Raw genomic sequence first — 23565 nt, forward strand, 5'->3', positions numbered from 1 at the left:
TGGAGAAGGCGCGCCTCCGCTCACTCGCCCGGGAAGGCAAGTTGTCAGAGGCGGGATGAAGGGGATTGGATGAGATGCCGGCTGCCCGTCAGGCAGCGACGGCTTCCGGCAGAAGCCGGAACTGAACCGGCAGCTTGGCAGCGATTTCCTCGTCGGTCAGATCGTCGAGCAGTTTCCAGATCTTGCCTTGCCCAGCGGGAAAGACGAGCACGATCTGGCGATTGCGCAGATCGGCAGGGAAGCGGGCATCAGCATAGGCACGGAACTCAGCGCCGGTCGTGCTCCAGATATGATCGAGCTTCTCTTGGGCGCTCATGGCGCGCACCGGGCGGCATTCCCGCTCAATGATCTCGGCCCGCATGCGGTCGGGCGAGCCATGGTCTCCCAAGTCGCAATGGCCGTGAAACCAGCGGAAGCGGTCGTCGATCTTCAGCGCGAAGAACACGCTGGTAACGCTTGCCGCCTGGAACTCGCCCATGGCGAACATGTCGCCACGGATGAACAGCGGCGGCAGGATCTCAAGCATATGATCGTGGTTGGCCTCGGTGATTTCGAACCACTCGCCGGCATAGCGACGGCCTGAGAGGCGGTCATCGTCAAACGGCGACTGGCTGTGACGATTGAACAACGCATACATCTGCTGGCGGCTGGCGACGCCTTCGAACACTTTACGGATTGTCGGAGGATTTGACATCTGCGGCTCCTTTAAGGGTTTGGGCTGAAGCCTAGGTCATGTCGATCTCTTCTCCAGTCCTTTGATCACCCCTTCTCAGCCGGCGCCTCGCGGGCGGCGGGTCAAGGGCCGCTCATCGGGCGGGCGAAGCGTCACCCTTGATGCGTTGCGCGCGTATGCGGCAACTCCCCTCTCTCCCTCCTTTGCTTCAATTCCTCATTCCAGTCCTCTACGCGCGGCTTGAGCCGCGAGAAGTCGCAGCCGGCGCCATCCGCCATCTGCCGGATCCGGTCTGCAAAGACCTCGCCTTGAACGTTGTTGTCCGTCGCTGCGACAAGCTGCGTGTGTCGCTGGGATGCCAGGGTCTCCAGCGCCTGAGCGGTCAGCGGCGACCAGCCACCGCCGGTGCTCACATAGAGCGTGTCGCCTCTCGTCTCCTCGATTGCTGCAAGGCTCATCGCGTCGATCGCCGCTTCAGTCACGCAGATGCGCCGCGCCGTTGTCACACCGAACCGGAAAAGCTGCTTGGCGCCCCCGGTTGAAAAACCCCGCCAATCGGGTCCCCGCTCCTCCCATCCGATGATCTCACCCGAGCCATCAACGTGCTTGGCCCACGCGCTGCCGTAGGGGCCTTCGCGAAGCAGTTCGGCGTCAATTGCCTTGCGGACGACATGCCCGGGAATAGCCCGATGCTGCGTGAGATAGGTCCAGGTCGCAGACGAGCGCCCTGGGCGCTTGCGATGGTCCCATCGTTCAGGGATCGTCGCACCAACATTGAAGAGGCGCGCTGGCCGCTCCCAAGCCGGCAGGGTCGGCTGATAGGCGACGAGTTCGCAGACCGCCACAAGCGCTTCGGAAAAGCCGCCGCCAAGCAGGTAGTTTGCAAGCGCAAAGACGTCGCCTTTGGCGTCGGAGCGTGGGTCGAACCAGCCTTTGTCATCGTGAATGACGATGATGATGTCGTCCTCTCGCCGGAATTTCACGGCGCGGCGCGTGCTTTCTTTCAGATCGATGGCGAAGCCTTCGTGTTCCAGCATAGCAGTACAGCCGACACGCGCTCGCAGGGCTTCGATATCAGCCTTCTCCATGTTGACTACTCCTCTCTTCCCACTCTGTTTCTTGATCGAACGCCTCACCGGCGCGAAGACCCGAGCGCGCAAGGGCGCGGTTCTCAACTGGCAAAAGTGTGAGTAAAGCTCGCGGCGAAGCCTCCCTTTTGCGCGTATGGGCGCAAGCAGCACCCGACAGGGGGAAACCGGCTCAATGAGCCGGTCCGTATGCGAAGGGGTCGTATTCGTGGATGATGGCGTCTTCGTCGCCATCATATTCGGCGGAAGGCATGACGCCGATCTCTCCATCCACCTCAAAGAGGGTGACCGGAACCATCAGGGTCCGGGCAAGATCGAGTGCGTGGTTTTGAGCGAGGCTGAGATCGTGTGACATGTGCGGCTCCATCCGTTGGCGGGGCCGATCCCCGCTCGATGGCGCCCGTGTGTCCAAGCCCCGGCCGCGGTCACCTCGAAGGCGAAGGCGCAGAGGTCGCAGCAGCTGCGAACCCCTTGCGGGTTGACCGTCCAAGGATGGGACTGGATTAGGGATGCCAGACAAAAGAGCGGAGGTCGGAAACGCCAATGGGTGGAGCAGCCACGCGTTCGGCCCGGATCGCATCACCGCTTTGCGGATTAAGCGACCTGACTGCACCGCAGACGACAAGTGGATGGAGCGCGAACTGTCTTTCAGCCGTGTGGCTGCTGTCGCTTTGGAATCACCTTCCCTGCCCCAAGCGTGACACGCATGAGCACAGGTGCCGGATGGAAAGAGCTGCAGCTCGATTTCAACCCATTGAGCGCGGGACACGCCCAGAAACGAAAAAGCCTGCCGCGGGAGGAGGTGCGGCAGGCTTTTCGAAAAGAACCGAACAGCGACTGGGAGGAGGAGTGCCGCCGTTCCTACAGACGTCCCTGGGAGGAGGAGCGGGCCGTCTGAAATTCGAAGCTCTGCGGGAGGAGGTGCATCGCTTCGATGGGTTCAACATACTGCAATCAACGAGACTTCATATAGCCTATGCTGCACTGCAGCTATGCAAGAAATACGCGTCGGAAACCTCGCAGCAAGAGACGGAGAAAACCGCCTTTAAACTTGGGAGATTGACGCAAAAACGCCCGCGTCATCAGCGGGCGTCGAGCAGTTTTAAAGAGCAGATGCTGCGCAGTTAGCGCGCGATCGATGCGCGGGCAACGCTACGGATATCGGCGCGGTCGATGCCGAGATCCTGCAGTTCCCGGCTGGACATACGGCCAAGTTCGGCAACGGTCTGACGGAACTTGCGCCAATTGTTGAAAGAGCGTGCTACGTTCATGGTAATCCCCTTCCCTGAGGCTTTATAACGTCAGCAACCTTGATTGGCTCCGGCGTCGTTTCGATGGTTGAGATATAGGCGATTCAATCGATTTAAACAGCGATAATCCTGCACTCCACCTATGCAGCCGATGCATTGGTTTTTTTCATCACATCGGAATTGATGACTTTTTGGGCTCTGAAATAATCGAAGCTGCCAAATATTTCTTCGGCGAGGCGATGTCCGCATGGCGATAAATCTCTGTTTGGGAGCGGCATCACTCTAAACGCCGATCGGCGCAGAAAGCGATGGCTCTGTCGAAGCTGCTTGGCGTCAAGCCTCTGGCGTAACGGGCGCTCCCGAACACATGAAACTGGGCCTAGGAATGCGAGGTTCGCCCACGGCCGAAATCCGACCGCATACGTTTAAATCGATCTTAAAAAATCAAGATGTGAAGCTAATCGATTTTAATTTGATCATTAAAAAATTATTGTTGCAGTGCGAAGAAAATCGCCTCTAACTCCCTTTCGCTATTTTGTCAGTTGTAGGAAACGCGCAATGACGATTTCATTTCCACTTACAGACAAACGTAATGTCGATGAACTGCTGAAGCATCTTAACGCGCATAAGCTGTTCTATCCTGGAAATTGCGTTATCAAGGTCAACCCCCTCGCCGCGCACGTTTCGTCGTGCATTTCATATGCACTCAGCACCGCTCGGACGGCCTGGTAGGCGCCAGACTCTTCAGTTGAAACCATTTCTGCCACGAGTTGTGCATCGGAGGCTTACGTTCAAGCGCTGTCGAAGGCTTTGGCCCTCCGCGCAGGCATCTTCGCGCCTCCATGAGCCTGAGCGCCCACCGGAAATTGTTTGGATTCTGTAACGATACCACTTCCGCTGGAGAATAAGCTCGGCATAAAGTCGTTCTCCGTTGTGGGTTGGATACGCTACCCCGTCAATTGGCCGATAGCATGCGTTCTCCGAGCATACTACCGGCCAATTCTGCCATAAGGCGTCCACTTGATCGTCTTTCAATCGGTTGATCTGATCTCTGCCTAGCCGCTACTTCACGGAAATTCCCCTCCACCCGTGCGGCGTCTAGCGTTTCGCCCACCACAAATTCTACTGTCACAAAAGTGAGGAAGACCCCGCTTAAGCGCCAAACGACAGGCAGCAAGCAGCTTAAATCAACACTTCGCCTCGGAGATAATTTCGTCAGCCAAATTGACATCGAGCTCTGACTGTCTTACCAGTGGTCATACCACGGTATGGACAATGAAATAATGAGCGAAAAGAAAATTCATCGCGAGGCATCGGCTGGCGACAGCGCACACAGCAGGGTTGCCGCGTTCCTGCGCGACCAATTGCTTTCCGGCCAACTGAAAGCTGGCAATTGCCTGCTTCCGGAGCGGGAGCTTGCAGCGATGCTGGAGGTGAGCAGGCCGGTTCTCAGGGAGGCGTTGCGGGCTCTTGCGATGATCGGCGCCGTCGAAATCCGTCACGGCGTCGGCACGGTCGTTACCCGGCCAGACGTTAGTACGCTCGGTGCATTCTTCAGCTTCATGCTGGCGCACCAATCCGATGCCCTTGAAGACATCATGGAAGCGCGCATCGCGATTGAGCATCACGCCGTACGGCTGGCATGTCAGAAGGCGACCGAGCAAGACTTCGCTCGTATATCTGCAGCATTGCGTCGCATAATGGATACGATCAGTGATCCCGAGGCTGGCGGCGTAGCCGACTACGAGTTCCACGAGGCGATCGTACAGGCGGCGCACTCCCCGACACTGGCCAGCATCTACAGCTCAATCCGCGGCCTGATGATGCGCTCGCACCTCGAGCGTCGCGAGCAGATTATGCGCCTCGACGGTTTCGAGGGTTTCCTGGTCGACCACCACCGGATGATTTTGTCAGCATTGATCGAGCGCAATTTGCCTTTGGCGGATGAGCTTCTGACGCGTCATTTCGAAATCGGCGCAGAGTTCCGTCGCAAAGCGACCATGCAGGCGACGGCGATTGCGGCCGGCCTTGATCTTTCGAGTGTCGATTTTTCCAAACAGTCAGCGAGTAAAAACCAATGAAATTAGTTATCGGCAGCGACCACGCTGGGTTCCCCCTGAAGTCTGAAGTGCTTGCTCTCCTGAAGGAACTTGGCCACGCGGTCGAAGATATCGGAAGCTTCAATCCCGAGCCCGTGGATTTCCCAGATATCGCGGCTCTTTTGTGCTCGAAGGTACGCACAGGTGAGGCCGAGCGAGGCATTCTGGTCTGTGGGACAGGCGTCGGAGCCGCAATCGCTGCCAACAAGGTTCATGGCATTCGGGCGGCCGTCTGCCACGATGTCCATTCGGCGCATCAAAGCGTCGAACACGACGACGTCAACGTCATGTGTATCGGCGCGCAGATCGTCGGCCCCTGGCTGGCTCGTGATTTGGTGGCCTCATATCTAAGCGCGCAATTCGATGCGAACGAGGACTTCGTTCGCCGCGTCGAAAAGCTATCGCTGATCGAACAGTCCAACTGACATCGATTGCGTACCGGCTATTACCGGGAGGAACTCAGTAGTGAACAACGAAACAGATAGAACAGTTGCCTTTATCGGCCTTGGCGTCATGGGCAGGGAGATGGCCAGCCATCTTCTGAACGCCGGATATGTGGTCAAAATTTATGATGTCGTATCGGAAGCCTGTGATGCCTTGGTAAAATTGGGTGCGAGAGCGCGCGACAACGTGGCGGACGCAGTTCGCGACGCCGACATCGTCATCTCCATGCTTCCCAATACGCCACATGTGGAAAGCGTCGTTTACGGAACCGACGGTATCCTGGCAAATCCGCCGAAGGGAAGGCTCTATGTCGATATGAGCACGATCTCGCCGGAAGCGACGCGCAAGATGGCAGCCGATCTGTCATCTGTTGGTGTTTCGATGCTCGATGGGCCGGTTTCCGGTGGGCCGATTGGAGCGAAGAATGCAACGCTCTCCATCATGGTGGGGGGGGAGACTGAAGCCTTCGAACGCGCCCTGCCCTATCTGAAGGCCATGGGCACCACGATATCGCGCGTGGGCGATATTGGTGCTGGCCAGACCGTAAAGCTGTGCAATCAACTCGTCTGCGCGGTCAATATCCAGGCCGTGTGCGAGGCGCTGGCTTTGGGTCGCGCAAGCGGTGTCGATCTCGAGCAGATGCGCGATGTCCTTTTGGGAGGCTCAGCCTCTTCGTGGATGCTTGAGAAGCTCGGCCCGGCAATGATCTCGGGTGACAGCAGCGCGGGCTTCCGCATCGACCTGATGTTGAAAGACCTGCGTCTTGTCCTGGAGATGGCGGGACAGAGGGATATCCCGTTGCCGGCCACCGCGCTTGTCACAACACAATATGTAGAGGCTCGTGCCCACGGCGAAGGATCAAATGGCAACCAGGCGCTCTTCAGGGTTTATGACCGCATGACCGGCCAGGACTCCAATCGCACCGCCTCGACAGACATACGGCCATGACTTTGGATTTTAGTTCCGTCTTCGAACGTTGGCAAATGCTGGCGGACGGCATGTGGCTGACCGTCGAGCTGGCATTGGCGACGACGGCGACCGGCTTCATCATCGGGACGGCGGTCGCGATTTGCCGCCGGTCGGGCGGCCCGTTGCTGGAAAAGATCGCGGCAATCTATGTCGAGGCTGTCCGTAACACACCCTTTCTCGTTCAGATTTTCCTTGTCTACTTTGGTTTGTCGAGCCTCGGATTTTCGTTTTCGGCCATCACCGTGGCAATCATCGCGCTAACGATTAACGTGGGTGCCTACACTGCCGAGATCATGCGCGCGGGCTTCGACTCCATACCGAAGGGGCAATGGGAGGCCGGAGAATGCCTGGGTCTGTCCCCCGTTAAGCTCTACTGGCACGTCGGCCTCAGGCCAGCGATGGAACGGGTTTATCCCTCTTTGACGAGCCAATTCATTCTTCTGATGTTGGCATCGTCTGTGACCTCGCAAATTTCAGCCGAGGAACTGACCGCGGCAGCCAATTTCATACAGTCAGAAACCTACCGGCCCTTTGAGACCTACATCGTCATCGCGCTGATCTATCTCGTCCTGTCCCTATTCATGCGTGCAGGATTCTGGTGCCTTGGCCTCGTCCTCTTTCCGAGACGCCGGCGTCTTGGAACACCTCTTTGAGAGGAGGTTTTGAACATGACAACCGCCATTAATTCAAACCATCTCATTTTCCTGCTGAACGGTGTTGTCTGGACGGTCGCCCTGTCCATCATTGCATTCATCGGTGGCGGCTTGTTCGGGCTGCTTGTCGCGCTTGGACGCACCGCGCCGATGAAGTGGCTTCGACTTGCCACTTCCATCTATGTGAACCTGGTCCAGGGAACACCGCTGCTCGTCGTCCTCTTTCTAACATTCTTCGGACTGCCGACACTCGGCATGACCGTGTCGCCGCTGTTTGCGGCCGGCCTCTCTTTGACGATCTATGTCAGTGCGTATCTCGGTGAGATATGGCGAGGATGTCTGGAGTCGGTTCCAAAGGCACAATGGGAAGCGGCGGAATGCCTGGCACTGACACGCAGTCAGAGGCTCTTCAAGGTTATCATTCCCCAAGCCATCCGAATTGCCACGCCGCCCACGGTTGGTTTCAGCGTCCAGATCATCAAGAACACGTCGTTGGCCTCGGTGGTTGGCTTCGTTGAACTGACGCGCGCCGGACAGTTGATCAACAACTCGATCTTCGAGCCATTCCTCATCTATCTGATCGTAGCCTTTCTGTACTTCTGCCTCTGCTTTCCTGTTTCCGCCCTCAGCCAAAAGCTTGAGCAACGGGGGGCAAGGATGCGCGCAACGAGTACCACCGCACCAGGTGTGGCTTAAATTCGGGAGAGAGTTCATTGTCTATTGTTGTTCTGAACGACGTCAAAAAGAGCTTCGGTGCGCTTAAAGTGCTGCACGGTGTTTCGTTCTCTGTCGCCAAAGGCGAAGTTGCCGCCCTCATCGGAGCAAGCGGCTCCGGAAAGAGCACTGCCTTGCGCTGTATAGACCGACTGGAAGTCATCGAAAGCGGCGAAATCGATGTCGCTGGCCATAAGGTTCATGATCCCAATCTAGATCTGCGTCAGTTGCGCCTCGATGTCGGCATCGTATTCCAAAGTTACAACCTCTTTCCCCATCTCACCATCGAGCAGAACGTGATGCTTGCGCCTTGCTCGGTGAAGAAGATTGCCAAGCCCGAGGCTAAGGATATCGCCCGTGATGTGCTCGAACGGGTCGGCCTGAGTGATAAAGCCGACAGCTACCCCGAGCAACTTTCCGGTGGTCAGCAACAGCGTGCGGCTATTGCCCGCTCGCTGGCCATGCAGCCGAAGGTGATGCTCTTCGATGAAGTGACATCGGCACTGGATCCGCAGCTGACGGGCGAGGTGTTGAAGGTGATTGAAAAGCTGGCAACCAGCGGCATGACGATGATCATGGTGACCCATGAAATGAACTTCGCCCGTCGGGTCGCCAATCAGGTTGTCTTCATGCACCGCGGACGCGTCCACGAACACGGAACGTCCGCGATACTCAAAGATCCGCACACTGCGGAACTGAAGGAGTTCATCAGCCACGATCTCTAACAGCCAGCAAGCACGACCAAAAGGAGGAGAAACCACAATGCTTTCTTGGAAACACATCACATTCGCCGGCGTTCTTAGCGCCGCTTCCATGCTGACAACGCTTCCGGCGCATGCCGACAGCTATACGGATATTATTGCATCGAAGAAATTGCGCGTCGCCACGGACCTTGCAATTCCGCCGTCTGGCATGCTGGATGCACAACTGAAACCTATCGGATCGGACGTCGAAACGGCACAGCTTCTCGCAAAGGATTGGGGCTTGGAGCTCGAGTTCGTTCCGACGACCGGAGCAACCCGCATTCCCAACCTGCAGACCAACAAAGCCGATATCATTATATCGACGCTCTCGGTGACACCCGAGCGCGCTAAGGTGATCGATTTCTCGACCGCATATGCAGGTCTCCTGTCCGTGATTGGGGCACCAGCAGCATCTGACATCAAGGATTGGGATAGCCTGCGCGGCAAGACGGTTACCGTAACGCGCGGCACGACGCAGGATTCTGAACTCACGAAACTGGCTGCAGAAAAAGGCTTCAGCGTCGCTCGGTATGACGACGATGCCACGATGGTGACCGCCGCCGTCTCCGGCCAGGCGAAGATCGTTGCGACATCCGCTACGCTCGTTAAACAGATCCATGAGAAAAACAAGGATATTGCCTTCGAGCCGAAGTTCACCATCCGCGTGTTCAATCTGGCGATCGGCGTGCGGAAAGACGAACCCGAGCTCCTTGCGAAGGTCAATGAATGGGTCGCTGCCAATTTGAAGAATGGCAGCCTCAATACCATCTATGAGAAGTATCACGGAACGCCGCTTCCGCCGGAGATCGTCAATCCAAAGTAAGGTGCCCACAGGGTCAGGTGGATGAAAGCTGTTCGGCTTTCGTCCACTCTTCAAAGGTTGGGCAACAATGGGTTCCGATCTTCTTCGCGCGTACCGACCGCGGTGGAGTACGCATACGCGGTAGGCCGCCTTGAGAAGTGTGCGGAAATGTAAGCGACTGTGGGTACCTGCCTGCGAGACACGCGATCAGCTAGTCTATAACAACCGGGTCCCAGCTTCGCGGCCCGCACCTTCCGCGGACACAGGCCAGCCTTCGTTCGACGAGGCTGACACGCCGATCAAGCAGTTCGGCGCTGGGCGACTGATGGCGGGCGGCCGTTGATTGTAGGAACGATCAATACGCCGATGCATGTTCTGGGCCTAGGTCGGTCCGCGATATTCGCTCTCGTTGACGTCGTTGATTCCTACATCCGCTGGTACACCGAAAAGCGGATCAAGATCTCCCTTGGTTCTCCTAGCCCCATCGAATACCGAGAGAGTCTTGGACTAACGATATAAAACCAGTCCAAGTTTTTATCCGCACCCCGGTATTTCAGCTTGGCACCGGCCCTGCTGGGCGGAAACAGGTTTATGAACAGCTTCCCTATTTTGAACTAATTGTGGGTTATGGTGAGATGGCTAACTGGATGAGTTTCATATGGAATTCAATACCCAGTTGATGCCCGGTATCGAGCACCGTTCGCACAAGGGCGGCAACAATCGGGCAGAGAATTCGCATCTAGCAGTACGACGACGGGAGCCGGGTACGACCCGGTTCAAATCGGGCCTCCATCTGCAGCGCTTCGTCCCGATTCATGATCCGATCGCCAACCTGTTCCATTTTCCCCGCCGCGACCTGACCTCAGCAGATTTATCGAACGCTCCGCGCGGAAGCGATGGACGTTTGGTCCGATGTGGCCGCCATTCACTCCCCGCATGACGTAAACCGGCTACTTATGCCAGCGCTCGAGCTGCGGCCGTTAACCTGACAGAGCCCATTTGTCTTATCGGGCACACCCTCTCTATCGCTTGACAGCAAAAGGTGACTTGGTTACTAGTATACAAGAGGAGACGAGATTGATGCCAAAGATCACCGACATGACGTTGCCGAGATCCGGCCCGGCCGTGCGCGAGATTTATGCCGCACTACGTCAGCGCATCATGCTGGCCGAGCTCTTGCCCGGCACTGCCATCTCCGAGGTCCAGTTCTCCGAGCAGTTAGGCGTTAGCCGCACACCGGTGCGTGAAGTTTTCCGCCGCCTTGCCGACGAAGGCTTGCTACGGATCGTGCCGCAGGTCGGAACTTTTGTTGCCCCCATTCAGCTTCGCGCTGTCTATGATAGTCAGTTCGTTCGCGAGACACTGGAATGCCGGACAATCGTTCTGGCGACCGTCAACATGAACATCCGCGCAGCCGACGAACTCCACGATCTTTTGACGCTCCAGAAGCGCGCCATACGCGACAGCGACCTTGAGCAGTTCTTCGACGCCGACGATAGAATGCATACTTACCTGATTGGTCTTGGTGGTTATCCGGCAATCTGGGATCTAATCCAAGGCGTGAAAGCTCAGCTCGACCGCGTTCGTTATCTTTCATTGGAAAGTGGGGAGTGGCTCAGCAGGATCTTCGAGCAGCACGAAGTTATCGCAGCCCGCGTGATTGAGGCAGACGCGGCGGGTGCAGAGGCGGCGATGCGGGAGCATCTGCAATCCGTCTTCCTGACCATAGAGCGCCTGGCAGTCAACAAGCCCGAGCTCTTTGAAGGCCACGCCAACCAGCAGTCAGCAATCAAAACAACATCATAACTTTGGAATTGGGAGGACAGATCATGTTTGGTTCGAAAGTGATATCCACACTGGCGCTCACCGCGTCGATATTTGCCTTCGGTACAATGGCTTTCTCAGCCGACGTGCCGGCTCCGGGCGCCAGCCCTCGCATCGACGCCATCAAGAAAGCCGGCGTCCTTCGCGTCGGCGTGCTCGCCAACACGCCTTGGCTCGTCGAGAACACGACCGGCTCCGGCGAGCCTTGGGAGGGGCCTGCATGGCTGCTCGCCCAGGAATATGCAACGGAGTTGGGTGTAAAGCTCCAGCCCGTGCCGGTCAGCCACGAAACGAAAGTGCCGGTTCTCGCCTCCAACCAAGTGGATCTCAGCATCACGCCTCTGGCAGAAACGCCCGAACGGCTGAAGGTCGTCGACTTCGTTCTCTATTCGAAGACGAGCGTCTGCATTTTCGGCCGCAAAGACAACAAGAAATTTGCGGCTGCCGGTTCGGTGGAAGCAATCAATAACCCCGACTTCACGCTCGCCTACTTCATCGGCGGCGCTGAGGAAGACTGGGTGAAAGAACGCTTTCCCAACGCAAAGCTGCGTGGTGTGACGTCCTCCAGCGCTCCCGCGCCAATCGAAGAAATCATGGCAAAGCGCGCCGATGTCGCGGCAATCAACCGCATTCAATGGGTCCTTCTCAACAAGAAGGTTCCGGGCCTGACTGCTTTGCCGAAGGAAAACAACTGCCAGGATTCGTCTGAGAAAGCTGCACCTGTCGGCCTTGCGATCGACAAGGGCCAGACGGTTTTCCTCAACTGGCTGCGTGCCGTCGAAAAGGATGTGCAACCGAAGTTGATGGCCGATGAAGCCCGCATCGTCGAGACCATGAAGTAACTCAAACTGCGTCAGCGATCCGCTGTCGCTGACGCTTTTTCCCTATTCCGCAATCATGTCCCCGCATCGACGATGCGGGCACGGAGACCTGCGTCATGGATTTTGATTTCACGGCTGTTCTGGATAGTTGGCAATATCTGCTCGGCGGACTCGGAGTAACGATCCTGCTCAGCGTGCTGACGGTAGCTCTGAGCTTCGTTTGCGGTACAGCAGTCGGTTTCGGGCGCATCTACGGCCCCCGTTGGCTGTCAGTCCCGATCGTCTTTTATATCGACTCCATGCGTGCCGTTCCGGTTTTGGTGGTGCTGATATGGATTTATTTCGCGCTGCCTCTCCTCACAGGCCTCAATCTTCCGCCGTTTTGGGCAGCCTTGGTGGCTCTCACCTTTCATATCTCGGCCTATATGGCCGAGATCGTCCGTGCAGGCATAGGTTCGGTGCGTGCCGGACAGACGCAGGCGGGACTTGTGCTCGGCATGTCCGAGGCGCAGGTCGTCCGCAAGATCATCCTGCCACAAGCGCTGATCCGCATGTTGCCGTCGATCGGCTCCCTCGTCTCGATCACCATAAAGGATACAGCGATTGCCGCTGTGATCGCTGTGCCTGAATTGATGAAGCGCGCCGAAACGGTTTCCGGCCAGAGCTTTCGTCCCATGGAAGTCTTCACGGTCGTGATAGGCGTCTACTTCCTGATCCTGTTCCCAACGACGCGGCTGATCGATCGGCTTTACCATAAAGTTTCGTATAGGGGGCGGTCATGAACCTCGACTGGAGCGTCGTCTGGCAATATTCTGGAGCGCTGGCGAATGGCGCCGCAATCACAGTGCTACTCACCGTCTTCACTATGCTGCTCGCCATTCCCGGGGGCATCGTTCTCGCGCTGATGCGCCTCTCGGGGAATCCGATCGTAAGCGGCGTAAGCGCTTGCTTCGTCGAATTCTTCCGGAATGTGCCGATCATCCTGCTCATCTACTGGATGTTCTACATTCTGCCTGTACTCACGGATCTGACTTTATCGCCGTTCGGGACAGGCTTGCTGGCCCTGGCGCTGAATGTCTCCGCCTACAATTCCGAGACGTTCCGGGCGGGCATCAATTCTATCCGCAAGGGACAGACCGAGGCGGCACTTGCGCTCGGCATGAGCCATACGGAAGCGATGTTGAAGATTGTCCTGCCGCAGGCAGCACGGCGCGTCCTGCCGGTGCTCGCCAGCACCTGGGTATCGCTTTTCAAGGATACGTCGCTGGTATCCGTTATCGCGGTCGGCGACCTGGCTCATACCGCCCTGGAAATTCGATCGCAGACCTATCGAGTGCTCGAAATTCTGACCGCGATGGCGGTGATCTATTGGGTCCTTGGTTACCCGCAAGCAAAGCTGGTCGACCGCATCTATAAGAAATGGGGAGTGAAGGAATGACTGGCCTTGGCACGGAACTCCAGAACCGCAAAAATGCAACCGCAACGCCGGTCGTCGAGTATCGGCAAGTCCGCAAGCTCTACGGTGAATTCGTCGCGATCGGTTCGGTATCGGCGCGCGTCAACAAGGGCGAAGTCGTTTGCCTGATCGGCCCTTCCGGTTCCGGTAAATCCACCCTGCTACGGACGACGAACGCGCTGGAACGCATCAATGGCGGCGAACTCCATTTTGATGGCAAGCTGCTCCCGACATCCAAGGCCGACATCCGCAAAGTTCGTCAGCGGATGGGCATGGTGTTCCAGAGTTTCGAGCTGTTCCCGCATAAGACGGTGCTGGAAAATATCACCGTAGGTCCGCTGACGGTGCTGAAGATTTCCAAGCAAGAGGCTCGCAAGCGCGCTGCCGCGCTTCTTGAAAAAGTCGGTCTTTCTGACAAGGCCGACAAGTATCCGGCCAATCTTTCCGGCGGGCAGCAACAGCGTGTCGCAATCGCCCGTGCACTTGCCATGGAGCCGGAGGTCATGTTGTTCGACGAACCGACTTCAGCGCTCGATCCAGAGACCATCGGCGAAGTGTTGAACGTTATGAAGCGGCTCGCCGAGGAAGGTATGACGATGATCGTCGTCACCCATGAGATGACGTTTGCGAGGCGCGTGGCCGACTGGGTTGTCGTCTTTGACCGTGGCAGCATCGTCGAACAAGGCCCGCCCGCCCAGATATTCGATAATCCGCAAGCTGACCGGACGCGTGATTTCCTCAGCCACCTCGGCTGGAACGGGTGACCGGAGAACACCATTCGAACAGGAATTTTTGAGGTTTGGAGATAGTGAAATGAGACATACGTGGCGATGGTTTGGACCTGTTGACAAGGTCAGTGTCAGAGACGCCGCGCAAGCCGGTGCACAGGGCATAGTCAGTTCCCTGCATCACGTGCCCACCGGCACGGCCTGGCCCGAGGACGAGATCGCCAAGCGACAGAAGGAAGTCGAAGCCGGCGGCCTCACCTGGGAAATCGTCGAAAGCATTCCGATCTCCGAAGACATCAAGAGCGGGACTGGAGAGTTCAAGGCCCATATCGCCGCCTGGCAGGAAACCCTCCGGCGTTTACAAAAGGCCGGCATCGAAACGGTCTGCTACAATTTCATGCCGGTGCTCGACTGGACCCGCACAGATCTGCGTTGGCCGACCCGCCATGGCGCGAGGACGATGCGCTTCGACTTAATCGACTTTATCGCCTTCGATCTGCATATGCTGGAGCGACCCGACGCCGCGCATGATTACGAGCCTGCCCTGGTGGAAAAGGCGACGCAACGCTTCATGACCATGACCGATGACGAGAAGCGCGCCATATCGAAGAATGTCGGCGCCGGCCTGCCTGGGTCCACCGATGTCTATTCGCTCGACGAACTTCGCGCCCATCTGAAGCGCTATGCCGGCTCAGACGCAGCGACGCTACAGACGCGGCTCGTCGACTTCCTCTCGGACGTGGCTCCCGTGGCCGACGAACTCGGAATGCGACTTTGCGCCCACGGCGATGATCCTCCCTGGCCGCTGCTTGGCCTGCCGCGCATTCTCTCCAGGTTGAAAGACTACGAGACCATGCTTTCGGCGGTCGATCTGAAGGCAAACGGCGTCACCTTCTGTACCGGCTCGCTCGGCGCCCGGTCGGCCAATGATTTGCCGGCAATGATCCGCACGCTCGCGCCGCGTATTCATTTCCTCCATCTGCGCAATGTCCATCGCGAAGAGACGAGCGCGCCATGCTCCTTCTTCGAGGACGAACATCTCGAAGGCGATACGGACATGGTTGCGGTGGTCGCAACCGTTCTCGAGGAAGAAAAGCGCCGCAAGGCGGAAGGCCGGGTGGATCATCAGATCCCGATGCGGCCGGATCACGGCCAGGAGATTCTCGACGACCTCACCCGCGGTGCCCAACCAGGATATCCCGCAATCGGCCGACTGAAAGGGCTCGCCGAGCTTCGCGGCATCGAATATGCCCTCACCCACACACATTACGGAATGAGGTAGCCGTGCAGAGACTTTCAAAACACGTAGCACTTTCCGGCTCCGTGAAAACACTCGTATCGCACCAGGCAGACATAAAGCCCGGCATCCTGCATATCGGCATCGGTGCCTTTCATCGGGCCCATCAGGCGATCTATACAGAAGACGCGATGGCGAAATCCGGTGGCAATTGGGGCATCGTCGGCGTGAGCCTGCGTTCGCGCGAGATCGTCGATGATCTTCTAGCGCAGGATATGCTCTATTCGTTGACGACGCGTCGGGCCGAAGGCGACAGCATCCGTGTCGTCCGATCGATCGTCGGCGCCTGTGCGGCGGCCATCGATCCCCAAGCCGTCCTCAACCATCTTTCTGATCCTGCGATCCGTATCGTCGGCCTGACGGTGACCGAAAAAGCTTATGGTCTTGACGCCGCCAGCGGTGGTTTAGACACCAATCATCCCGCAATCGCGCACGACCTTCAATCGCCGGAGAATCCCGTCGGTGCGATTGGCTATGTCGTCGAAGGTCTCTCCCGCCGCCGTAGCGCCGGGGAAAAGCCGTTCACGGTGCTTTGCTGCGACAACCTTCCGTCAAACGGCGATGTCGTGAAGCGACTTGTTTTGGAGATGGCCGGGGCCCGTGACGCCGACCTTGCAGAATGGATCAACCGGGAGGGAGCCTTCCCCAATTCGATGGTGGACCGGATCGTGCCGTCGGCAACCGAGGAAACCCGAAATCGCGCTACAGCCCTGCTCGGCGTCGAGGATCGGCTGGCATTGGAGACGGAAGACTTCATCCAGTGGGTAATCGAGGATAGCTTCGCCTCCGGAAGACCTGACTGGGAAGCTGCCGGCGCACTATTCGTCGAAGACGTCATGCCTTATGAAAAGATGAAGCTTCGTCTTCTCAACGGCGCCCATTCTCTAATTGCCTATCTCGGCCAGTTGCATGGCCTCGAATATGTGCGGGAAGTGATAGCCGTGCCCGCTCATGCAGCGCGCGTGCGACGACACATGCAGGCGGCCGCAAAAACCCTCGATCCGGTTCCAGGCATCGAAATCGATTGCTATATCGAACAACTGCTCACGCGCTTCGCGAGCCCCGCCATCGCCCATCGCACGGCGCAGATTGCAATGGACGGCACGCAAAAATTGCCTCAGCGGATCTTCGCACCGACCATTGATACGCTTTCGGCAGGCGGTGACATCAGCAGCTTCGCCTACGCCACAGCCCTCTGGCTGATCTTCGTCTTGCACCAGGAAAGTCTGAACGACCCGCGGGCAACCGAACTTCTCGATGCTGCCAAAGTGGCCAGACAGACGGATGATCCGCTTCTGCCCTTCCTCGATCTGCCGAAACTCTTTCCCGCAGCGCTCACGGACGATCAGTCGTGGCAAATTGCCGTGCGCGATCAAATGGCATTAATCGAAACTGAGCTGACCCACTAACACCTTAGCGACGCGGCGGGCGATCGACAGGCCAATAGGATTTTCCATGAAGAAAAGCATTCATTCCTATGCCTGGATCGAAGTCTGGACTCCCGAGGCAACTGAGCACGTAGCACCCAGAGCAGCGGTAAAGGGATTCAACCACGTCGTCATTCCGATGCGAGATCACATGACGATTCATCCGGCAGACATCGTTCGGATCTTCGGATCGTACGGTGTGACGCCAGTGGTCACCGCGACCCAGATTCCGGGCGCCGATATCTCCAGCATCGATCTCGACACTCGTAACCGTGGCATGGATCGCCACCGCGCGTCACTGAGGCTCGCTCGCGACATGGGTGCTTATCATATGGGAGGCATCATTTACGGCCGCTTCGGCAAGGCGGAACACGCAGCTACCGATGAGAACCGCAAGGTCGCAGCAGAGGCACTCGCCATTTTGGCCGCTGAAGCTGTCAAATCGCCTCCAAGGGCCACCCCTTTTCGCGCCCAATAACCACCCCCTCTGACGATTTGTGTCAGCGTCCTTTCCTTTGGCCCCCGATTGGCCTGGAAAGGCTTACGGGGATGATTTGCGTGGAAAAAATTGGTGATATCAGGCGTGCGTATTTCGAGCAGGGGCGAACTGTGAATCGGCTCCGAACGTTCACCCCGTTGACATCCGTTACAACCATTTGGAAACGCAGTGAAAATTAAGAAATTAAGCGGGGTTATACCCGAGCCGGCCGAAATCCCGCTTCGGCGCGCAATTGCGTAATAGGATCAATATGTTGGGTTCCATCCTCAAGGGTCAGCCTTCGGAGCCGATTCACAGCCAAGCCAATTTCCAGTCGGGAGCGAATGTGAATTGCCGATCCCGCTGTTTCGTTGAACCTATTCGCTTTCCCACCAAGCCACGTGACGCTCGTGAGCGCCATAGAACCTGTAACCAATCCGTTGCCAACTACCTAAAATCCCGCGTCTTCACATTGATCGCATCCAAATGCAGATAAGCATCCACGACGTCCCGCGCCCGCGGCCCCTTCGGAAACCCACGCGGATCCGGCACCGGCGACCCATGATGAAACTCATCCCCTCGCCCATGCGGCAATGGAAAGTCGGCATCACGATCCCCGACATTCGCCAGCTCCCCTGACAGATCCGTCAGCCGATGTGCCACCAGATGCACAACCTCCCCTTCCCGCTGGATGCGGCCATAGACGCCGATCATGCCGGCGCCGAGCACAACACGACGATACTTCTCAAAGGTCTTTAGCCAGACGACGAGGTTGGCGATACCGGTCTCATCCTCGATGGTGATGAACATCACGCCTTTGGCGGACCCCGGCCGCTGGCGAACAAGCACGAGCCCGGCTGCCTCAAGCCATGTGCCATCACGGGCCTGCATCGCCGCGCCGCAGGTGACGATACGGCGCTTGGTGAGATCGGCGCGCAGGAATGAGAGGGGATGGCTGCGCAGGGTCAGTCCGACATGGCCGTAATCCTCGACCACCTCGCCCCCCGATGTCATCGGTCGCAACGCCACTAAGGGTTCGTTCAACTCCGCCACGGTCTGGCATTCCCGAGCGGACGCGGCCGCAAACAGCGGTAGCGGTTCGTCACGCAACGCCTTGATCGCCCAGAGCGCCTCACGCCGGGCAAGTTTCATAGATGGCTGGAAGGCATCGGCCTCAGTGAGCTCGACCAGCGAGGCGGCCGGCACGCCGGCGCGGCGCCAGAGATCGCCGACCGAGGCAAAGGGCTGGTCAGCACGCGCCGCAACAATGGCCGCAGCATCGGCATTGGCAAGCCCCTTGACCATGCGCAGCCCAAGCCGCACCGCAAACCGCTCTTCGTCACCCGTTGGCTCAAGCGTGCAATCCCAGCGGCTGGCATTGACGCAGACGGGCCGCACCTCGACGCCGTGATCGCGTGCATCACGAACAATCTGGGCCGGCGCGTAAAAGCCCATCGGCTGGGCATTGAGGAGAGCGGCGCAGAAGACGTCGGGATGCCAGCATTTCAGCCAGGAGGAGGCATAGGCGATCAGGGCGAAGGAGGCGGCGTGGCTTTCCGGAAAACCGTAGCTGCCAAAGCCTTCGAGCTGCTTGAAGGTCTTTTCCGCGAACTCCTGCTCATAGCCGTTCGCCACCATGCCGGAGATGAGTTTCTGGCCGAACTTGCTAACACCGCCAGTATGCTTGAAGGTCGCCATGGCGCGGCGCAGCTGATCGGCTTCGCCCGGCGTGAAGCCGGCGCATTCGATCGCCACCCGCATGGCCTGCTCCTGGAACAGCGGCACGCCGAGCGTCTTGCCGAGCACCTTTTCCAGTTCGGGCTTGGGATAGACGACTTTCTCCTTTCCCTCCCGGCGGCGGAGATAGGGATGCACCATGTCACCCTGGATCGGCCCGGGGCGGACGATCGCCACCTCGATGACGAGATCATAGAAGGTGCGCGGCTTGATCCGTGGCAGCATCGACATCTGCGCCCGGCTTTCGATCTGGAAGGTGCCGAGCGTGTCGGCCTTCCTGATCATCGTATAGGTGCGCGGATCCTCGGGCGGGATGGTAGCAAGATCGAGAGCAATGCCCTTGTGCTGGCTAAGAAGATCAAACCCCCGCTTCATGCAGGAGAGCATGCCGAGCGCCAGGCAATCGACCTTCATGAACTTTAGGATGTCGATATCGTCCTTGTCCCATTCGATCACCTGCCGCTCAGTCATGGCCGCCGGCTCGATCGGCACAAGCTCGTCGAGGCGGTCACGGGTCAGAACGAAGCCACCCGGATGCTGAGACAGATGCCGCGGGGCACCCATCAGCTGCCGGGCAAGTTCTAGCGTCAGGCGCAGGCGGCGGTCGCCAAGATTGAGATTGAGCTCCTTGGCATGCTGTTCGCCAACGTCCTCGCCCCAGCCCCAGACATTGGAGGAGAGCATCTTTGTCATGTCCTCCGGCAGGCCGAGCGCCTTGCCGACGTCGCGCACCGCTCCTTTCGAGCGGTATCGAATGACGGTCGAGCAGAGGGCGGCGTGGTCGCGACCATAGGTCTCGAACACCCATTGCATGACGATCTCGCGGCGCTCGTGCTCGAAGTCGACATCGATATCCGGCGGCTCTCGACGCTCCTCGGAGACGAAGCGCTCGAAGAGCAGGTCGTTGATATCAGGATCGATCGAGGTGATGCCGAGCACGTAGCAGACGGAGGAGTTGGCAGCCGATCCCCTGCCCTGGCAGAGAATGTCTTTTGAGCGGGCAAAGCGGACGATCGAGTTCACCGTCAGGAAGTATGGCGCATATTCGAGTTTCTCGATCAGCCGCAGCTCATGTTCGAGGTTCTTGCGCACCTTGTCCGGCAATCCCTCCGGATACCGCCAGGTGGCACCCTCCCATGTCAGCTGCTCCAATGTCTGCTGCGGCGTCAGGTCCGGATGGGCGCGCTCCTCCGGATACTGATAAGCGAGTTCGTCGAGCGAAAACCGACAACGCTCCATGATCTCTGTGCTGCGGGCAAGCGCTTCCGGGTAGCGGGAGAACAGCCGCGCCATTTCTTCCGGCGGTTTTAGATAGCGGTCGGCATGCCGTTCCCGCCGAAAGCCGGCATCGTCGATGGTGACGGTGTGGCGAATGCAGGTGACGACATCCTGCAGGATGCGCCGCTCCGGAATGTGAAACAGCACGTCATTGCTGACGACGGTCGCAACACCCATGGCTGCTGCCATGTTCGACAGCTCGTGCAGGCGCATCTGGTCATTCGGCCGGCGGCGCAGTGTCAGCGCCAGATAGGCGCGGTCGCCAAAGGCTTCGCGCAGGCGACGCAGGTTGAGCGCGCAGGTCTCATCAGCCTGATCTGGGAGAAAGACCGCAATCAGCCCTTCGCCATAGGCGACGAGGTCAGCCCAGTCGAGCCGGCATTTCGCCTTGCCACCGCGCTTCTTGCCAAGCGACAGCAGCCGGCAAAGCCTGGCATAGGCGGGCCGGTCCGTGGGATAGACCAGCACCGAGATGCCGCCGTCGAGATCAAGGCGGCAGCCGACGACCAGCCGGACGCCGGTGTCCTTGGCCGCCTGATGGGCGCGGACAATGCCGGCGAGACTGTTGCGATCGACGATCGCCAGGGCCTCGATGCCAAGCTCGGCCGCCTGCGCAAACAGTTCCTCACAGGAGGAGGCACCGCGCAGGAAGGAAAAATGCGAGGTCACCTGCAGTTCGGTATATCTTGGTGTTGTCATCCGAATATCCCGTGCAGGAACCATTGGTGACTGCCGGTCTCGCCGTGTTCGCCGTCGCCGGACCGGAAAATCCAGTAGCGCTCGCCGGCATCATCCTCGACCTGGAAATAATCCCGCACGGCCGAGAGTTCTGCATCGCGCTTCCACCACTCGCCGAACACCCGCTCCGGCCCATCGGCGCGTTTGACCCGCCGGCGGATGCCGCGCCAGGTGAAGCTGACCGGGGGATGATCTGGCAAGAGCGCCATCGTCTCGATCAATTCGGGATGCGGCAGCAACCGCGTCGGCCGCGGCCAGTGATCGGGCCAGGTCTCACCATTGTCGGGGGTCATCGGCGCCACGCGGGCAACGGAGCGCTCGGGCACGTCGCTCGCAACAGGTGCAAGGCGGTAGAGCCGACGCTCGCCGATGCGGTTGCCGAGGATGTCGATCAGCCCGGAGACGTCGGCTTGCGGTTCTTCAACCAGCGAGGAGATTACCTGGCGTTCGATGAGTTGCTCGGCATGGGTTGCGGTCAGCGACATGATCTCGATACCGAAGCCGGGATCGATGGTTTCGATCCGGTCGGTGAGCAGTCGCGTCAGTCGCTTGAGGTCACGAACCGGTGTGGCAGTTCCGGCACGGATCGCCTGATAGGAGCTGTCGACCCGGTGAAACAGCAGGTCGACGCGACGGGCGCCGAGACCTTTTTCTTCCAGCGCCCGACAGAGCTGGTCCACCAGCTTGGCCGTATAGCGCGCAATCGTCTCAGGTGCGGCGATCGGCTCGCCGAAGGAACGGCGGACTTCGACCAGTTCCGGCGTGCGCACCGGATCGATCGGCTCGGCAATGCGCCCCGTCACTTGGTCAAGCCGGCGGCCGAGCTCCGGCCCGAAGCGCAGGGTGAGCGGCGCACGCGGCTGGCTTGCCAGCTCGCCGATCGTGTTGAACCCGAGGACACGAAGACCGGCGACGATGGCCGGATCGAGACGAAGTGCTGCGATCGGCAGATTTTTGACAGCGTCGGCCTGAACACCCGTGGGAATGACAAGTGTCGGGTCGCCCAAAAACCGGGCGCAGGCATGGGCAGCACCCCAGCTGTCGGCAACCGCCGCCCGCGCGAAAATGCCGGAGGCGAAGAAGCGGTTGACCATGCCCGACAGCATCAGCGCCTCGCCGCCATGCAGATGATCCGCGCCTGTGGTGTCGATCACCAGACCGTCGGGCGGATCGGAGGCAACGATCGGCGCATAGCGCTGCAAGGCCCAGAGCGCCAGGCGCTCAAGCGCCTCGGCGTCGGCGGCCGGATCGGCATCCATCACGACGAGGTCCGCGACGAGTGCCTGCGCCTTGGTCGCCGGCATGCCAATGCGCAAGCCGGCTGAAATCGCAGCCGCGTTCGCCGCCAGGACGACGCGCCGGCGCTGCTCGCGGCCGATCAGGACGAGCGGCGTCTCAGGCGGAGGCGCTGCGTCGCCCAGTTTCCGTCTGAGGCGATCCGTGGACCAGCTCGGAAGGAAGAGCGATACGACCCTTGGCATCGGGGGCCTCCACTTCAAAATCGGCACTGTCTCCGGCACGACATCGGATGAGTTCTAGCAACCAGCGCGGCCGACCAACGCCTGGGACGGGCAAGGGGGAGGATGGCAAGACAGAAACCCGCCAGCGCGTGACGGAGGCCGTCGGCTGCCCGAAATCCGATGCCTCGGTCTGTCGGCGCCAGCGGCGAACGGCAATGCCGATGGTGCCGGAGCTTTCGGCGGCAAGCTGCAACCGGCGCGAGGCGGTCATCGACAGTCGCGCCAGCTCACCGACGACGACACCGAGGCCACCGTGGCGCAGGCCCTCTTCCATGCAGGAGAGCAATGATTTCTCGTCGCCGGCCTCGACATAGATGACACGGCCCGGCAGCAGACCCACCTGGGCCAGCGCCGGCGCGAACAGGTCCGGCCGTGTGACGCACCAGAGCACCTGGCCCTTCGAGCGGGCGGCGATTGCAGCGGCGAACAGGGCTGCTGCTGCGCCGTCGATGGCGCCGTTGCCGCCGCCGGCAACCTCATGAAGGGCTGCGAGCGCCAGCCCTCCTCCCGGCAATCGGCTGTCGATCTCCGTCACCCCGAATGGCAAGACCTCTCGCACACGGCCACTCGGGCCTTCCAGCCGCTGGATGCGGTCTCGAAGCTCGGCGACGACGGAACTGACGGCAGGTTCGGGCATTTTGAACAGACAGGCTCCTCAGGGGTTTGCAATATTGCTCTTGGCTGATATGTTCTCTATTTGTTCCTTCTTGGGTCATGAGTCAATCGGGTGAGTAAAAGAGGCGGCGGTGATCGCGATCTGGGAGCGGGCAAGATCGGTATGTTTGCGCAGATCGACGGAGAATTCCGAAGGCGGCGACACGTCCAT

At 59.0% G+C, this 23565-nt stretch carries 22 protein-coding genes and 2 pseudogenes; 17 read left to right on the forward strand and 7 right to left on the reverse strand.

Features of this window, described 5'->3' with window-relative positions:
- Positions 1 to 88: 88 nt before the first annotated feature.
- From AC1RO0_RS23660 to AC1RO0_RS23675, 4 genes are all read right to left on the reverse strand, one after another.
- On the reverse strand, positions 89 to 694 hold the full coding sequence (locus AC1RO0_RS23660) for a DUF1419 domain-containing protein (RefSeq protein WP_498595060.1): 606 nt from the start codon (positions 692 to 694) through the stop codon (positions 89 to 91).
- A 131-nt stretch (positions 695 to 825) separates the two neighbouring features.
- Positions 826 to 1761, reverse strand: coding sequence for a DUF3991 and toprim domain-containing protein (locus AC1RO0_RS23665; protein ID WP_498595061.1), 936 nt, complete (start codon positions 1759 to 1761; stop codon positions 826 to 828).
- Positions 1762 to 1933: 172 nt separating this feature from the next.
- Complete coding sequence (locus tag AC1RO0_RS23670) at positions 1934 to 2116, reverse strand: hypothetical protein (RefSeq protein WP_034482454.1); 183 nt, start codon at positions 2114 to 2116, stop codon at positions 1934 to 1936.
- A gap of 769 nt (positions 2117 to 2885) precedes the next feature.
- Entirely contained in the window at positions 2886 to 3032 is a 147-nt protein-coding gene (locus tag AC1RO0_RS23675; protein WP_072379007.1) for a DUF1127 domain-containing protein, read from the reverse strand.
- Positions 3033 to 4294: 1262 nt separating this feature from the next.
- Here AC1RO0_RS23675 and AC1RO0_RS23680 point away from each other — a divergent pair.
- The 17 genes and pseudogenes from AC1RO0_RS23680 to AC1RO0_RS23760 all read left to right on the forward strand — a co-directional run bounded on the left by AC1RO0_RS23680 (position 4295) and on the right by AC1RO0_RS23760 (position 17466).
- Positions 4295 to 5092: a FadR/GntR family transcriptional regulator gene (locus AC1RO0_RS23680; protein ID WP_498595062.1), complete on the forward strand. Its 798-nt coding sequence runs from the start codon at positions 4295 to 4297 to the stop codon at positions 5090 to 5092.
- Positions 5089 to 5535 (forward strand): ribose 5-phosphate isomerase B, encoded by a 447-nt coding sequence (gene rpiB / locus AC1RO0_RS23685; protein WP_047639416.1) that lies wholly within the window; start codon positions 5089 to 5091, stop codon positions 5533 to 5535. Before AC1RO0_RS23680 ends, rpiB begins: the two co-directional genes overlap by 4 nt.
- Before the next feature lie 40 nt (positions 5536 to 5575).
- Positions 5576 to 6502, forward strand: a complete 927-nt coding sequence (locus tag AC1RO0_RS23690) for an NAD(P)-dependent oxidoreductase (protein ID WP_498595063.1) — start codon at positions 5576 to 5578, stop codon at positions 6500 to 6502.
- On the forward strand, positions 6499 to 7176 hold the full coding sequence (locus AC1RO0_RS23695) for an amino acid ABC transporter permease (RefSeq protein WP_498595064.1): 678 nt from the start codon (positions 6499 to 6501) through the stop codon (positions 7174 to 7176). Before AC1RO0_RS23690 ends, AC1RO0_RS23695 begins: the two co-directional genes overlap by 4 nt.
- Positions 7177 to 7191: 15 nt before the next feature.
- A complete protein-coding gene (locus AC1RO0_RS23700) occupies positions 7192 to 7872 on the forward strand; it encodes an amino acid ABC transporter permease (protein WP_498595065.1) in 681 nt (226 codons plus the stop codon).
- Between the two features lie 17 nt (positions 7873 to 7889).
- Positions 7890 to 8615, forward strand: a complete 726-nt coding sequence (locus tag AC1RO0_RS23705; RefSeq protein WP_498595066.1) for an amino acid ABC transporter ATP-binding protein — start codon at positions 7890 to 7892, stop codon at positions 8613 to 8615.
- A 37-nt stretch (positions 8616 to 8652) separates the two neighbouring features.
- Positions 8653 to 9456, forward strand: a complete 804-nt coding sequence (locus AC1RO0_RS23710; protein ID WP_498595067.1) for a transporter substrate-binding domain-containing protein — start codon at positions 8653 to 8655, stop codon at positions 9454 to 9456.
- Positions 9457 to 9852: 396 nt separating this feature from the next.
- Positions 9853 to 9954: pseudogene (locus tag AC1RO0_RS23715) on the forward strand (IS3 family transposase); the annotation flags it as partial.
- A gap of 154 nt (positions 9955 to 10108) precedes the next feature.
- Positions 10109 to 10424 (forward strand): annotated as a pseudogene (locus AC1RO0_RS23720) (hypothetical protein); the annotation flags it as partial.
- 91 nt (positions 10425 to 10515) lie between these two features.
- Positions 10516 to 11241 (forward strand): GntR family transcriptional regulator, encoded by a 726-nt coding sequence (locus tag AC1RO0_RS23725; protein ID WP_498595068.1) that lies wholly within the window; start codon positions 10516 to 10518, stop codon positions 11239 to 11241.
- A gap of 23 nt (positions 11242 to 11264) precedes the next feature.
- On the forward strand, positions 11265 to 12101 hold the full coding sequence (locus AC1RO0_RS23730) for a transporter substrate-binding domain-containing protein (protein ID WP_052224258.1): 837 nt from the start codon (positions 11265 to 11267) through the stop codon (positions 12099 to 12101).
- A gap of 95 nt (positions 12102 to 12196) precedes the next feature.
- Positions 12197 to 12862, forward strand: a complete 666-nt coding sequence (locus tag AC1RO0_RS23735; protein ID WP_047639410.1) for an amino acid ABC transporter permease — start codon at positions 12197 to 12199, stop codon at positions 12860 to 12862.
- A complete protein-coding gene (locus AC1RO0_RS23740; protein WP_047639409.1) occupies positions 12859 to 13518 on the forward strand; it encodes an amino acid ABC transporter permease in 660 nt (219 codons plus the stop codon). The genes AC1RO0_RS23735 and AC1RO0_RS23740 overlap by 4 nt, the downstream gene beginning before the upstream one ends.
- Entirely contained in the window at positions 13515 to 14300 is a 786-nt protein-coding gene (locus AC1RO0_RS23745) for an amino acid ABC transporter ATP-binding protein (protein ID WP_047639408.1), read from the forward strand. Before AC1RO0_RS23740 ends, AC1RO0_RS23745 begins: the two co-directional genes overlap by 4 nt.
- Before the next feature lie 49 nt (positions 14301 to 14349).
- Positions 14350 to 15546 carry a mannonate dehydratase gene (gene uxuA, locus AC1RO0_RS23750; RefSeq protein ID WP_047639407.1) on the forward strand — a complete coding sequence of 399 codons (1197 nt, stop codon included), beginning with the start codon at positions 14350 to 14352 and terminating at the stop codon, positions 15544 to 15546.
- 2 nt (positions 15547 to 15548) lie between these two features.
- Complete coding sequence (locus AC1RO0_RS23755; RefSeq protein ID WP_047639406.1) at positions 15549 to 16970, forward strand: mannitol dehydrogenase family protein; 1422 nt, start codon at positions 15549 to 15551, stop codon at positions 16968 to 16970.
- 46 nt (positions 16971 to 17016) lie between these two features.
- The gene (locus AC1RO0_RS23760; RefSeq protein WP_498595069.1) at positions 17017 to 17466 is read left to right on the forward strand and encodes a hypothetical protein; all 450 of its coding nucleotides are present in this window, start codon (positions 17017 to 17019) and stop codon (positions 17464 to 17466) included.
- A gap of 447 nt (positions 17467 to 17913) precedes the next feature.
- On the opposite strand, the gene AC1RO0_RS23765 is transcribed toward AC1RO0_RS23760, so the two are convergent.
- The 3 genes from AC1RO0_RS23765 to AC1RO0_RS23775 are packed head-to-tail and all read right to left on the reverse strand — an operon-like array spanning position 17914 to position 23376.
- Positions 17914 to 21180 (reverse strand): error-prone DNA polymerase, encoded by a 3267-nt coding sequence (locus AC1RO0_RS23765; protein ID WP_498595070.1) that lies wholly within the window; start codon positions 21178 to 21180, stop codon positions 17914 to 17916.
- Complete coding sequence (locus AC1RO0_RS23770; protein ID WP_498595071.1) at positions 21177 to 22700, reverse strand: Y-family DNA polymerase; 1524 nt, start codon at positions 22698 to 22700, stop codon at positions 21177 to 21179. The genes AC1RO0_RS23765 and AC1RO0_RS23770 overlap by 4 nt, the downstream gene beginning before the upstream one ends.
- Positions 22615 to 23376, reverse strand: coding sequence for an ImuA family protein (locus AC1RO0_RS23775; protein ID WP_498595072.1), 762 nt, complete (start codon positions 23374 to 23376; stop codon positions 22615 to 22617). The genes AC1RO0_RS23770 and AC1RO0_RS23775 overlap by 86 nt, the downstream gene beginning before the upstream one ends.
- Positions 23377 to 23565 lie beyond the last annotated feature (189 nt).

Source organism: Rhizobium sp. GW821-FHT14E12, assembly GCF_058803745.1.

Excerpts from the sequence above, each read along its gene's own strand:
- AC1RO0_RS23660 (WP_498595060.1), bottom strand. The coding sequence starts at position 694 with ATGTCAAATCCTCCGACAATCCGTAAAGTGTTCGAAGGCGTCGCCAGC.
- AC1RO0_RS23665 (WP_498595061.1), bottom strand. The coding sequence starts at position 1,761 with ATGGAGAAGGCTGATATCGAAGCCCTGCGAGCGCGTGTCGGCTGTACT.
- AC1RO0_RS23670 (WP_034482454.1), bottom strand. The coding sequence starts at position 2,116 with ATGTCACACGATCTCAGCCTCGCTCAAAACCACGCACTCGATCTTGCC.
- AC1RO0_RS23675 (WP_072379007.1), bottom strand. The coding sequence starts at position 3,032 with ATGAACGTAGCACGCTCTTTCAACAATTGGCGCAAGTTCCGTCAGACC.
- AC1RO0_RS23680 (WP_498595062.1), top strand. The coding sequence starts at position 4,295 with ATGAGCGAAAAGAAAATTCATCGCGAGGCATCGGCTGGCGACAGCGCA.
- rpiB (WP_047639416.1), top strand. The coding sequence starts at position 5,089 with ATGAAATTAGTTATCGGCAGCGACCACGCTGGGTTCCCCCTGAAGTCT.
- AC1RO0_RS23695 (WP_498595064.1), top strand. The coding sequence starts at position 6,499 with ATGACTTTGGATTTTAGTTCCGTCTTCGAACGTTGGCAAATGCTGGCG.
- AC1RO0_RS23700 (WP_498595065.1), top strand. The coding sequence starts at position 7,192 with ATGACAACCGCCATTAATTCAAACCATCTCATTTTCCTGCTGAACGGT.
- AC1RO0_RS23710 (WP_498595067.1), top strand. The coding sequence starts at position 8,653 with ATGCTTTCTTGGAAACACATCACATTCGCCGGCGTTCTTAGCGCCGCT.
- AC1RO0_RS23725 (WP_498595068.1), top strand. The coding sequence starts at position 10,516 with ATGCCAAAGATCACCGACATGACGTTGCCGAGATCCGGCCCGGCCGTG.
- AC1RO0_RS23730 (WP_052224258.1), top strand. The coding sequence starts at position 11,265 with ATGTTTGGTTCGAAAGTGATATCCACACTGGCGCTCACCGCGTCGATA.
- AC1RO0_RS23735 (WP_047639410.1), top strand. The coding sequence starts at position 12,197 with ATGGATTTTGATTTCACGGCTGTTCTGGATAGTTGGCAATATCTGCTC.
- AC1RO0_RS23740 (WP_047639409.1), top strand. The coding sequence starts at position 12,859 with ATGAACCTCGACTGGAGCGTCGTCTGGCAATATTCTGGAGCGCTGGCG.
- AC1RO0_RS23745 (WP_047639408.1), top strand. The coding sequence starts at position 13,515 with ATGACTGGCCTTGGCACGGAACTCCAGAACCGCAAAAATGCAACCGCA.
- uxuA (WP_047639407.1), top strand. The coding sequence starts at position 14,350 with ATGAGACATACGTGGCGATGGTTTGGACCTGTTGACAAGGTCAGTGTC.
- AC1RO0_RS23760 (WP_498595069.1), top strand. The coding sequence starts at position 17,017 with ATGAAGAAAAGCATTCATTCCTATGCCTGGATCGAAGTCTGGACTCCC.
- AC1RO0_RS23765 (WP_498595070.1), bottom strand. The coding sequence starts at position 21,180 with ATGACAACACCAAGATATACCGAACTGCAGGTGACCTCGCATTTTTCC.
- AC1RO0_RS23770 (WP_498595071.1), bottom strand. The coding sequence starts at position 22,700 with ATGCCAAGGGTCGTATCGCTCTTCCTTCCGAGCTGGTCCACGGATCGC.
- AC1RO0_RS23775 (WP_498595072.1), bottom strand. The coding sequence starts at position 23,376 with ATGCCCGAACCTGCCGTCAGTTCCGTCGTCGCCGAGCTTCGAGACCGC.